We start from the raw sequence: 13,093 nt of genomic DNA, 5'->3' as shown, positions 1-13,093 counted from the left end.
AAAAAAATAATAGATACTAATTTGGTCTTTGAATCAGACTTAAGTATCGGACGAAACCAGTGATTATTTATACCACGACAATCCGCCGATTAAAAATTTTTGAGATCTTACATTCTGATATTGCTCCACTCGAGTTAGCCGCACCGTTGCATGACAAATGCAAAGATCGCCGTAAGTGCTTGATAAAAAGCGAGCTATCGAAAAACACAAGCAGCAAGTCGAACAGTATCTTGTCTACCCGAATTTTACCTCAGAACAACACCATTTATTTCATCCATGTGCAGGCAATACACATTGTTTTACCAATGGCGGTTCATCTTCCAATCTTAGTCCAACATTGCACAGTGATATCGATAGGGAGACACACGACGAGCAGTCGATCACTAGCTTTGCCACAACAGTATAGGTTCTACCTGATTAGTTCATTTCTTCATTGACTCATCCACAATGAACGATATAAAAAAACCCGCAATCGCTTGCGGGTTTCTTCAATCAGAACGACGCCTAAACTAACAAGGCATTTCAGCATTCTTCCGTGAGTAAAACCACCAAGTAATCACCATGCAACTAATATAGAAAGCGATAAAGGTATACAAAGCCATATCCGGTGCGCCAGTGATTTTGATTGAGGTGCCGAAACCTTGTGGGATGAAGAAGCCACCATAAGCGCCAATCGCACCAGAGAAACCTAATACAGCCGCCGATTCTTTTGCTGCATCTAAACGTGCTTGTCTAATCGCCCCGTCGCCCTTACCTGAACTGGCACGTTCTCTTTCGGTTTGAAAAATAATTGGGATCATGCAGAAAGTGGAACCATTGCCCAAACCAGTCAAAATAAACATGCCAATAAACGAGAACAAAAACACGCTAAATTGATGCGCATGTAAAGCAGGCAAAATACCAACAGCAATTACCGCTGCCATCGCGCCAAACACCCAGAAAGTCAAACGTGCGCCGCCTAATTTATCCGACAAGATACCGCCAACAGGACGCGCCAATGCACCAGCCAAAGGACCAAGGAAAGCAAATTTAGCCACATCGACCTCGGGAAACTGGGCTTTGATCAACATTGCAAAGGCCGCAGAAAAACCGATGAAGGAACCAAACGTGCCGATATACAACCAGCACATCAACCAATTGTGTTTGCGTTTGAAAATAATCGCTTGATCAGAAAATGAAGCTTTCGCAGAAGCGATATCGTTCATGCCAAACCACGCAGCGATCGTCGCCACGACGATAAATGGCACCCAAATAAAACCCGCATTCGCCAGCCAAAACATTTTGTCGGTATTAGTTTTAACGTTGTGATACAAGAAGCCGTCACCAGAAATCGCTGCACCAAACACCGCAGAAGAAATCACCAAGGGCGCGGCAAACTGCACCACTGACACACCGAGATTACCGATACCCGCATTCATTCCAGTCGCATAGCCTTTGCGTGATTTTGGAAAAAAGAAACTGATATTCGCCATACTGGAGCTAAAGTTACCGCCACCTAAACCGCACAATAAAGCGAGGATCAATAAAGTGGAATAACTGGTAGTCGGATCTTGCAAGGCAAAGCCCATGCCGATTGCCGGGATCAGCAAACTCGCGGTAGAGATCGCGGTGAAGCGACGACCGCCGAATACTGGCACTAAGAAAGAATAAAATATCCTAAGGGTAGCGCCGGACAAAGCCGGTAAAGCGGTTAAGAAAAATAACTGATCTTTGGTGAATTTGAATCCGGCTTTGTCCAGATTAGCCGCGACCACACTCCACAACATCCAGACTGAAAAAGCCAGCATCAGGCAAGGAATGGAAATCCATAAATTACGGTTGGCAATACCATTGCCTTCCTTCTGCCAAAACCCACTATCTTCGGGTTCCCAGCGACTTAATACATGACTCATTTTGTACTCCTTCCAATAAATAATGTCGAATTATTCTCATCCCATGTTTTCATTTTCGACAAATAAAAACGCGCAATCCTTATCGTCAGGATAAGGATTGCGCGACAATTTGAAAATTCTTCGTATGGGGACTAGTCGGTCTGCAAAGGGAGGAGTGCGTCAGCCAAAAGAACTACTTAGGCGGCAAGAGTTTGCCCTGTTTTACACACCTGCATGGCCTTCGTATTTTTGCTGACGGGTGTGTCTTGTGCGGCACTGGAGCTTGCATACGCCTGTAAGGCGATCAGACAGTTTATATGAATACGCGATGCACTCACACGGATCAAATCGAGTTCGGATAAGTGATGCAGCATGCGCGAAAACGTTTCCGGCGTCAGATTCAACAACGATGCTACGACATTTTTCTTTAGCTCTAAACGAATATCTTGACTGTCTTGTGTCGCGGCCACCTGAATTAAATAGTCCACGACTCTTTGCATCGCATTATGAGAGGACTGCCGCTCTACACTACGAATGAAACCTAATAGACGATGCGACAATCCTGTCATCATCTGACGAGCAATCGACGGTGACTGCTCCACTAACTTAAACAAAGCATTCTTTGGCAAACGCAACAGTAGCGATGGTTCTAAAGCTTCTGCGTAAAACGGATAAGGCTCTTCCAAAAACAGCATCGCTTCACCGAAACATTGTCCCGGCCTGATCAACTCAAGGATCTTGTCACTGCCATTGGTTGAAGGAATCGCTAACTTGATTAAGCCGTAGACGAGAATAAAACAGGCCTCAGCAGCATCACCTTTTTGAAATAGACTAAGGCCTTTGTCTAGTTCAAACTTGCTCACTTCTTTTTTTAAGCCCTCTAATTCAAATGGTGAAATATGACGAAATAATGCCTGATTCGTCAATAAGCCATCGAGATTAATCTTACCCATTACTAGCCCCCAATTGTATCAATGTATAGGAGGAGTGTAATAACGCTGCTTGCCTTCGCCTATCCACCAATAGGACTAGACAATGACTGCAAACGACTAGGGCATTTTGAAATAGTTAGCCACTACTTATCCATACCATGTTCAACCGCATACACGGCGATTTGCACACGACTGGTGAGATTGAGTTTCTTTAAGATATTTTGCACATGAATTTTGACTGTACTCTCTGCGACATCGAGATTACGAGCGATTTCTTTATTACTTTCGCCACGCGCTAAGCACACCATGGTTTCACGTTCACGTGGCGTGAGTTTTTCACGCTCTGGCGTACTCGACACATTGTTCCCGGAGCGAAATTGCATCACCAGTTTGGCCGTCATCGATTCGGCAATGACGGGTTCACCAGCGGCTGCGCGTTTGATTGCCTGCGTTAAATAGTCAGCTTCGATATTTTTGAGCAGATAACCGCGCGCGCCACTTTTTAATGCCGTAGTAAGATCCTCTGCTTCTTCTGAAACCGTTAGCATCAAGACTGCCGTATCAGGCAAATCTTCGACGATCAATTGCATCGCTTCTAATCCCGACAGACCGGGCATATTTAAGTCCATCAAGACCACGTCAGGTTTTAATTGTTTTGCGCGTTTAATGCCTTCCAAACCATCGGCCGCCTCGCCCACAATGTCGAATTCTGGATTGCGCTGCAACAGCAGACGAATACCACTACGAAATAAACTGTGGTCATCCACTAATAAAATTCTAATACTCATGTCTCGATCTTTTCTTTGTGATACTTCTTATACGTCATTCACTACGCGACTAAGCAACGAGGCGCTCTTCGCGTTTCAAGTGTAAAGCAATCGTGGTGCCCTGTTCGGTCGAACTGGTGATGGAAAATTGCGCGGCCAAGCGTTCTGCACGTTCATGCATGATGCGCAATCCAACATGACCATCACCTTTTTGCGCTGCCGTCGCCATATCAAAGCCTAAGCCGTCATCATGCACCGTCATGGCAAAGTCACGGTTATTGTCCACCTTCACATTGACCTCGCTGGCCTGTGCATGCTTGCGCACATTGGATAAGGCTTCCTGCAAAATAAATAGCACTTGCAATTGCTGTTCTGGTGCCAGTTGTGCACCATCGCCAACAATGTCTATCGTGGCATGTACACCAGTCTGGCGCTGAAACTTCGAGACCACATTGCGCATTTCGGATTCTAAATTACTGTCTTGCAAACGAGTGCGGAAATTTAACAAAAGCTCACGTACATCTTCATAACTTTCTTGTATTCCCGCCCGCAACAATGGCGTGATATCGTGAATTTCACCAATATTATTACGCTTCAAAGAGTCTTCTAACATCTGCACTTGCAGGTTCAGGAAATTTAATCCTTGCGCGATACTATCGTGCAATCCCTGCGCCAATAAATTACGTTCTTGCGATACCGCGAATTCCTTTTCTTTAGCGATAAGACGTTGATTTTCTATCGATGATCCGAGATTCTTCCCTAGAATTTCTAACAGACGACGCTCTTCACCTGTGACCATGCGCTCTTGTGAGAAGTGCAAAGAAAAACTGCCGATGACCTGATCACGTGTTTGAATTTGAAACACAGCCAAAGAAACATAACCTTCTTCTTGGCAGCGATAGCGTTTTTGTTGATCCAATAAACGAAAATCACGCACGAGAATAATGCCCTTAGAAGTCGCGGCTCCGCACAAGCAGTCATCTTTCTTAATGCAATGTTCTTCCTCGATCATCTTTTCAGAAATGCCTTCATGCACCGTGATGTGCACGTTACCTTTTTCATTATCGAGTATGCGAACCGTACCGCCGTCAGCGCTCATTCTTTGCATGATACGGTGTAAAAATCCACGGCATAACTCTTCAATCGCATGCGGGCCAGCAAGAAATGCGGCGATCTCGTACATGGTGCTGATTTCATGATTTTGCGCTTGCAGCTTTGCTGTCTTTTCCAAAACACGATCTTCCAAGGTGCGGTGCACACTTTGCACGTGATCCGCCATTTGATTAAATGCCTGTGCCAAGACGCCGAATTCATCTTCAGTCTCTATCGGCAGGCGTACACTTAAATCGTCTTTACTCATGCGGGCGATGCCAGCTTGCATACGCGTGACGGGACCGACGATCCACAAATACAAGAGATAGAGCAAAGCGATACTGGCGGCGAGCGACATAAAAATCAGCGAGGTCTGGCATAGGCGCAGCCAAGTCGTTTTTTCTTCCAACTCCACTTCGACTAAGGACACTAATTGATTAATGTTTTTGACGAAACCGGGAAGCTCAGTAGCGTAATCTTGTAGCGCGACTTGTTTTAATTGTGGATCTGTCTGCGCCTGCACCTTTTGCGCATTCACTTGGATATGCTGATGCCAATCTTGCTGCACCTTTTTCATTTGTTCGCGGATAGGCGTGGTTTGCGGTAGGAACAATGGTCGCTTGGCATCACCGTGCTCTAAATCAGACAGTGTGCGATTAAATTCTTGCAATTCTTGTGCAACACTACTTCCCTTAGTGGGATGTTCCAACGCTATTGCCAAGCGATATGAGCGCATACGCAAACTACCCGCCTCATTGATCGCCGCGCCACCGCCCTCTAGTTGCCACGACAAGAGCAAAGTGTATCCAATCGCTGCCAACGTCAAGGCCAGACCGACCACCGTCGTCATCAAAATACGAAAGGTCAGGCGCTTGCCGATTGGTAGTTGATTGCTCGATTCCATGTATTCTTTGCTTAGGCGCTCTATAAATTAATCAATCAATTCCGCACTTACAACCACTTCTTCGAATGTTTCTGTGGCATCTGAAAAATTCGCCTGATTTGTGTGCGGCACGCCAAGCGGGCAAACCATAGGCAGAAAACTATCGGTACGGTCAGAGTATGCCAGTAAAGCCCCATTCGTCATATCGAAATACCAGCCATGCAAGGCGATCTCGCCACGTTGTTCGCGCTCTGCCACCCAAGGGAAGCTGCGCAAATTATTGAGGGACATGATAATCGCCCCCAGTTCGCAGGCATGATTTTGTACTTCGCTGCTGCAATGACTTAATTGACTCAACACTTGCTGTTTGACCGGCTCGACGATACGCATCCAACGACCGATGAAATCAATCTTGCGGCTAGGTTGGTAACCCTGCATTAAGGCGCGTATGCCGCCACATTTTTCGTGCCCCATGACGATAATGCGCTTGACGTTTAAGGCTTCGACGGCAAACTGGATCGCTGCGCTGACACCTTGTTGATTACCCGATTCATTGCAAGGCGGCACCAGATTCGCCACATTTCTGATCACAAAAATATCGCCTGGATCGCAGTCCAACAACAATGCAGGATCGACCCGCGAATCACAACAACCAATTAATAAAGTGGAAGGATTCTGACCATTATTCAACTTGTTATACAGCGGCTTTTCACCAGCAAAATACTTAGACTGAAAGCGTTGAAAACCTTCGATAAATTGGTGAATATTACGCACTTCCATCTTCAGCTCCACTCTGTTTCATTACTGCTACTACCCACCGGTTTGTGACATAAACCGGATGATTTTATGCGGCTGCGTCGTGAACTCGTGACGCTCAGGTTTGAGTTCTATCGCCAGTCGTATCACTTGCTCCAGCTCGGCATCACTGATCCCTGCACGCAATAAGGGACGCAGTTCGAACTTTTCTTCCTGTCCCAGACACATATACAAAGTGCCATCGACCGCCAAACGTACACGATTGCATGTCGCGCAAAAATGTTGGCTAATCGGTGAGATAAATCCTATCGTTGCTTGTCCATCACGGCTAGTCCAATAACGCGCTGGCCCTCCACCTAACTCTTCTGCCGCCGGAATCAAATCAAACTGCTGCACCAATTGCTCACGAATCGGACCGATGTCGCGATACTGACTATTTTGCCCAGTGCTGCCCATGGGCATCGCTTCAATCAAGCGCAAGATAAAACCTTCTTGAAAACAAAATTCGGCCATACGCGGTACTTCATGTTCATTCACACCGCCCATGACCACCATATTCAATTTAATCGGCTTAAAGCCTGCCTGCTTACCCGCCTGCAAGCCAGCCATAATGCTGGCAAAGCTATCGCGACCGGTAATGTTTTCCATACAGGCTTTATCCAAACTATCTAAACTGACATTAATCCGGCTTACCCCCGCCTGATACAAGGCTTGCGCATGCTTGTGCAATTGGGTGGCATTAGTCGACAAAGAAATATCCCGAATCTCGGCATGACTAGCAAGACGCTCAACCAACTGCGGCAAATTTCGCCGCAATAACGGCTCACCGCCCGTTAGGCGCACCCGCGCCACGCCCAAGCGGCCAAACGCCGCCACCACTCTCTCGATTTCTGCAAATGTCAGCCAATTTTCAGGCTCCTCAAAGCCATGAAAGCCTTTCGGCATGCAATAGCTGCAACGTAAATCGCATTTATCTGTGACTGATACGCGTAGATAAGTCAATTCTCGCCCAAAGCGGTCTACCAATTTTGGCGCTGGTATCGTCGCTTGAACGGTTGCAGGAGATGAGAGATGATTTTTCATGCTGCCATTTTGTGCCATTTAGCGGTGTAACACCATTCGCCGCCAAGCTAGATCATCTAGTTCTTTTGGGGGATAAATCTTGTTCTAGATCAAATTTTGTCGTGCATGGAAGTCGGAAGGATTTTCGGAATTTACTCCGGCTAGTAATTTAATTAACTGATTCTGATACGACAACAACGAAAGTGCTGCTAGCCGAGCAAATTTATGTCACAAACACCAAATATAATTGCTCTCCATTCAGAAAATTGCTAGCCTGAAACTTAGCTCTCCGCATCTTTTCAACCGGATCGTCATGTACAACCTGAATAAACTGTTCTTAGTAACACTGTATCTTTGTCTGATTAGCGTATTGTTTAGTCATGCCAATGCGGCGGTTCTGCCCCTACGAAGCACTCCCGACACCATCAATCTCAAATCACATTGGCAAGTCCTAGAAGATAAATCGGGCAAATTGACCATTGCTGATATTCTGCATGTGGAGCAAGCCCAGGCTAATAGCGCCGACGCGAAGCAACAACCGGCCATATCATTCAAGAACCTAGCCGGCGACCTCAGCGCCTCATATACACAATCAGTCTATTGGCTCAAACTAGAAGTACAACGACAAGATCCCTCCGCATCGACCCAATGGTGGATGGAGGTCACGCCAAATATGTTGGACGATGTGCGTGCCTACCAAGTCAGGAATCAGCAAGTGATCGGTACCCATCAAGCGGGTGATCGCAGCCGTTTTTCTGATACAGAAACCCGCCACCGCTTAGCAGTCTTCCGTTTTCCCATCGACGACACCGACAAACACAGCATTTATCTGCGCATACAAACCACCAGCTCATTGTATTTCAGTGCTCGTCTTTACACGCCACTGGGCTTCGCCGAAGCGAGTAATTTTCAGTCTAGTTTAATAGGCATGTTTTACGGCATCATGTTGGCGATGATTGCCTACAACTTGATTTTGACGTTTGGCTATCGGGATAGAGCCAATGTATTTTATTTGTTACTGTCGGCGCTCACTTTAGTAGTAGGCTTTAATAACAACGGTCACCTTGCTTTGTACTTTGAGCCAGACAATATCTGGTTGATAGAATTAATTCAAAGTTTAGCGGTACCAAGTTTATTGCTGTTTTACTCCCTTTTCATCAATAACTTCTTACAGTTGTCCAAGATCATGCCAAACATTGCCATGATCTTTCGGGTACTACAATTTTTTGCTGTCATCATCATGATCGCCGTTGTGGCGGGGTTCAATAACCGCGTTGCGGCAGCTTCTCAAATTCTCGCCTTTTTGCAAATGATCATCGTGATTCCTGTTGGCATGCTGATAGGCTGGCGGGGTTACCGTCCCGGCTACTTCGTGGTTGCAGCGACAGCGGCTTGGCTTGCAGGAGGTCTCTTAGTCATCTTGCGCAATCTTGGCATCATCGAGAGCACCTGGCTAACCGAATTCGGTTTTCAAATCGGTGCAGCGATTGAGATTATTTTGCTGGCGCTGGCGCAGGCGGATCGCATCAATATCATCAAAAACGAGAACGCCCAAACCCAAGCTCAACTACTCTCCATTTCACAACGCGCAGAACAAGAATTAGAAAGTAAAATTCAACAGCGCACCAAAGAAATGGCAGAGCTCATCACAAGTCTAGAAAAACTCGATAAGCAAAAAAATGAATTCTTGGGGATTGCCGCTCATGATCTGAAAAATCCCTTAACAGGCATCATCGGCCTAAGCGATTTAATGCGCAAACTGGAACCAAGCATCACCCCAGAGCAACGCTATAGTTACTTAGAGAGAATCAGTCGTAGTGGTCAAAGAATGATGCATATCATTACCAATCTATTGGATGTAAATGCGATGGAATCTGGCAATACTAAGCTGGAAAAAGTCAGCCTCAATTTGCCAGAGTTATGCAATCAAGTCTTGATACAGTACGAACACAATCTGCGCGCCAAAGAGTTGAGCTGCCAAGTTGAGCATGTTCCAACTGGCACCGCTAGTCAACAAGAGCTGATCATTACTGCCGATCCCAACGCTTGTTTTCAAATTTTGGATAACCTAATTTCCAATGCGATTAAGTATTCTCCGATTGGTAAAGGCATTCGTATTCAACTACAAAGTTCAGCAGACTATGCCCAGGTGAGCATTCAAGATCAAGGGCCTGGTTTGTCGCAAGACGACCAAGAACGACTATTCGAACGATTCAGCAAATTGTCTAGCATCCCAACGGCTGGAGAACACTCCACAGGTTTAGGTCTTTCCATCGTCAAGAAGCTCAGTGAAGCGATGGGCGGCTCGGTACGTTGTGAAAGTGAGTTTGGTGCTGGTTGCTGTTTTATCGTCCAATTGCCTCTAGCAAAGGCCGCGCTCAACAAGGCATGAGATGCTCAGTTTTTTGGCTGAGATCCATTGCCCCGCATCAGCACTTGAGATTGCTACCTTATTGCTAGCCGACTATTGCGACACTTCCATCAGACGATTGAGAATCTTAAACCCAGCTTGTCGTCATCCCGTGTTTGCGGTCTTAATCGGAGCAACGCGCGGTAAAACCATGATAAACCTTGTGCCGTGCTCAAGTTCGCTTTGTACTTGAATACTTCCACCTAACACCGAGTGAATAATGTTGTAGCAAATATGTAGTCCTAAGCCACTGCCACCGGTTCCAAGACGGGTCGTGAAAAAAGGCTCAAAAATTCGCTCGATATTTTCTTTCGCGATACCGGCACCATTATCTTGAACGATTAATTGTAGTTGCCCTTCATCCAAAGAACGACCTTGCAACACGATGAGCCCATCACTACGTTCATGCAAGCCGTGTACCATGGCGTTGATAATCAGATTATTTAAGACCTGTCCCAATGATCCAGGATAACTATCAAGGATCAAGCCTTCGCTAATGTCAACCCGGATTTCGATGCCTTCCCGCTTGCTGCGATTCGACAAGGTCAACGCGACTTCCTGGCAGAAATTACCAAGTTCAAAGCTACGTCGTTTATCCGAGGTTTGATCCACAGCAATTTGTTTAAAACTACTTACGAGGTTTGCAGCGCTAGTCAGGCTACGCACCATCAAATCTGCTGAGTCGATTGCACTTTGACTGTAAGCTTCCAAATCCGAGCGTCGTAATTGATTGGCTTTGACCTTCTGTGAAAACTCCTGACTCAGATCCTGCATGGTGCTAGCCATTAGTAAGCTATTGCCAATGGGCGTATTGAGTTCGTGAGCGACACCTGCGACCAGAGCACCGAGCGCTGCTAACTTTTCTTGTTCAACCAACTTTGATTGGGTGATTTTTAAACGGCGATACGCCTCCGCATTATCATAAGCAACGCCAGTGTATGCAGCTAAGGTACGCAAAATATTCAAGTCATTCACGCTAAACGCGTTGACTTCATTACTCAATGCGCCAACCACACCCATCACACGTCCACCTAAGATAATCGGGACATACACACCGGAACGTGAATCCTCGGTCGGCGTACCATCTTCGAGACACACAAAATTCTCTCCTGTGCGTATCGACATAACACTATCCATCTCTCGACTGCCATGCACAATCTCGTTGATGATTAATTCTTGCCCACTCACTACGCAACGTGATGCTGGTTGCTCTTCTGCGTCCAAACTACGTTCATAAGGCTGAATCATTTGATCGCCTTGCACCGAATACTCAAAACGAATGACCCGTCTCTCCCAATCAACGATACCAACTCCAAATGTACTGGCGCTCACCATATTTCGAATGTTTTGATAAAGTCGATTTAAAATTTCACGTTTATCGAGTGAGGACGTAATTTGCAAACCGATCTCGCTCAAACGTCCAATATCATGACGTGCGCGCTCAGCGATTTCTCTTTGCGTATCTGCGAGTTTTTTCTGTTCTAACACTTCCTGAGTTTGCGCTTTCACCTGTTGTTCTAGATACACTTGATTCGCGCGGATTGCTCGCAAACGCACATGATAGGCAAATCGCAAAGTGCTCAGAACGATGATTGTCCATAAGGCATACCACCACCAAGTTCGCCAGAACGGAGGTGTTACCACCAAACTCAAAATTTCAGTACTCTCCCCCCATATACCATCAGGATTTGCCGCCTTTGCCAGTAATCGATAGGTACCGGCATCGAGGTTGGTGTATGTCGCCACACCGCGGTCGGACTGACCATAAATCCAATCCTGATCATAGCCCTCAAGCTTCCAGGCATAGCGGTTCTGTGTACGGTTATAAAAATGTAATGCCGCCAATTCGAAACTAATCATGGTCTGGGTGTGATCAAGTTGTACCTGCTTGGCGTCACTTAAAGGACCGTTGATACCCAAGCTTTTCAAATCAACAGTGGCGCTGCGATCCGTCGTCGTAGCATCACGATTATTGCCGACAAGGTCTTGCTTGCTGTTCCAGGTCATTAAGGATTTATTAAACAACAAAATATCGCTTAGCACCACCCGAGGAGGCACCGCATTGTCCCAAATATTTTCCGGATGAAAATAAGCAAGACCGACGCCGCCAAAAAGTAATCCACCGCTATCATTTCTAGCGGCGGCTGCAAAATTAAAGGCACCGTCAAAACGCCCAAATGAGGGGAAATTACGTCCCTCTTTGTTCTGTGGGCGCACACGCATCAAACCCCGCTCACTACTCATCCAGATCTCACCATTCGCTGCGTCTTGCATGGCTTCGATCACATCGTTTGGAATCTGTGGCGTATCTGCCCAGGAAATCAATTCCCATGCCTTAGATTTTACCGCGCCAGGAACAGGTCTGATTTCCAGTAGACCGCCCAATATGGTAGCAGCCCAAATACGATCACTACGATCTTGGCGTAAGGCGGTCACACCTAATTTGTCAGGTGTTGGTAGGCTTGGGGTCGGCGCGCCGATTGCTAAAAATGTGTCATTCGTTTCATCATACTGATACAAACCACCTTTGCTTCCCACCCACAATCGTTGTTGATTATCAATTAACAGGCTATCAATCGCATCATCATTGATCCAGTCAAGTCGATTCGCTTCGGCACGATACACACGCCAACTGCCATCCGCTTTGATCCTGTATAAACCGACACTACTGCCTGCCCAGACATCACCATGACGATCTTTAACCAATGAGGTAAATCGTGCACCACTGGGGAAATTCTTATTCAGTGCCATATCGCGACTACGCTGCATCTGCGGATCAAAAATTTGCAGACGTTCGCCGCCCACCCATATTTGCTCTTTATTATCCTGCATCAACACACGAATGTATTCCACCCCGACCTGCTTTTTACTAAGGCGTTGCGTGTCACCCGTTGGCAAGTGCAGACGATTCAATCCACCACCGAGTGTGCCTAACCAAACATAATCTACACCATCTGGTAAAACTGCCGTAACCAAGCGTTGCGATAAACTACGATCATCGCCGGGAATATTGAGATACGTGATAAAACTACGTCCCTTCAAATCCACCAGATTGGCACCGTAATCACTAGTTCCCACCCATAGTCCGCCACTGGCATCCTGCATCAAGGAGGTAATCGAATCACCACTCAGGCTGCTAGCAACTGAAGGAAGATTACGAAATTTTTCTAGATTTTTTTGATTAGCATGCCAGCGCAACAGACCATGATCATTCCCCATCCCTAACCACATGGATTGTTCGTGATCCTGCACAATGGCGGCCACGGTGGCGTTTGGAACAACGAGCGATGGCGGCAAAGCAAGCGCGATCATTTGCTCAT

Annotated in this window: 8 protein-coding genes; 1 reads left to right on the top strand and 7 read right to left on the bottom strand. The window is 46.4% G+C overall.

Features of this window, described 5'->3' with window-relative positions; genetic code table 11:
* Positions 1 to 509: 509 nt before the first annotated feature.
* The 6 genes from H8K52_RS08580 to moaA form a co-directional block, all read right to left on the bottom strand.
* Positions 510 to 1,892, bottom strand: a complete 1,383-nt coding sequence (locus H8K52_RS08580; RefSeq protein ID WP_186922484.1) for a NarK family nitrate/nitrite MFS transporter — start codon at positions 1,890 to 1,892, stop codon at positions 510 to 512.
* 176 nt (positions 1,893 to 2,068) lie between these two features.
* Complete coding sequence (locus H8K52_RS08575; RefSeq protein ID WP_186922483.1) at positions 2,069 to 2,824, bottom strand: Crp/Fnr family transcriptional regulator; 756 nt, start codon at positions 2,822 to 2,824, stop codon at positions 2,069 to 2,071.
* Positions 2,825 to 2,946: 122 nt separating this feature from the next.
* Entirely contained in the window at positions 2,947 to 3,591 is a 645-nt protein-coding gene (locus H8K52_RS08570) for a response regulator (RefSeq protein WP_186922482.1), read from the bottom strand.
* 49 nt (positions 3,592 to 3,640) lie between these two features.
* Positions 3,641 to 5,566 (bottom strand): type IV pili methyl-accepting chemotaxis transducer N-terminal domain-containing protein, encoded by a 1,926-nt coding sequence (locus H8K52_RS08565; protein WP_186922481.1) that lies wholly within the window; start codon positions 5,564 to 5,566, stop codon positions 3,641 to 3,643.
* A gap of 27 nt (positions 5,567 to 5,593) precedes the next feature.
* The gene (locus H8K52_RS08560) at positions 5,594 to 6,325 is read right to left on the bottom strand and encodes a carbonic anhydrase (RefSeq protein WP_222613733.1); all 732 of its coding nucleotides are present in this window, start codon (positions 6,323 to 6,325) and stop codon (positions 5,594 to 5,596) included.
* 30 nt (positions 6,326 to 6,355) lie between these two features.
* Positions 6,356 to 7,384 (bottom strand): GTP 3',8-cyclase MoaA, encoded by a 1,029-nt coding sequence (moaA, locus tag H8K52_RS08555; RefSeq protein WP_186922480.1) that lies wholly within the window; start codon positions 7,382 to 7,384, stop codon positions 6,356 to 6,358.
* Positions 7,385 to 7,676: 292 nt separating this feature from the next.
* Here moaA and H8K52_RS08550 point away from each other — a divergent pair, with 292 nt between their 5' ends.
* Positions 7,677 to 9,755, top strand: a complete 2,079-nt coding sequence (locus H8K52_RS08550) for a sensor histidine kinase (protein WP_186922479.1) — start codon at positions 7,677 to 7,679, stop codon at positions 9,753 to 9,755.
* A 123-nt stretch (positions 9,756 to 9,878) separates the two neighbouring features.
* On the opposite strand, the gene H8K52_RS08545 is transcribed toward H8K52_RS08550, so the two are convergent.
* On the bottom strand, positions 9,879 to 13,085 hold the full coding sequence (locus H8K52_RS08545; RefSeq protein WP_186922478.1) for an ATP-binding protein: 3,207 nt from the start codon (positions 13,083 to 13,085) through the stop codon (positions 9,879 to 9,881).
* Between the last annotated feature and the right edge of the window lie 8 nt (positions 13,086 to 13,093).

This window comes from Affinundibacterium seohonense, assembly GCF_014284305.1.
GTDB lineage: Bacteria > Pseudomonadota > Gammaproteobacteria > Burkholderiales > Burkholderiaceae_D > Undibacterium > Undibacterium seohonense.
The sequence above is the reverse complement of the archived record's forward strand: the minus strand, read 5'-3'. Positions and strand labels throughout refer to the sequence as shown.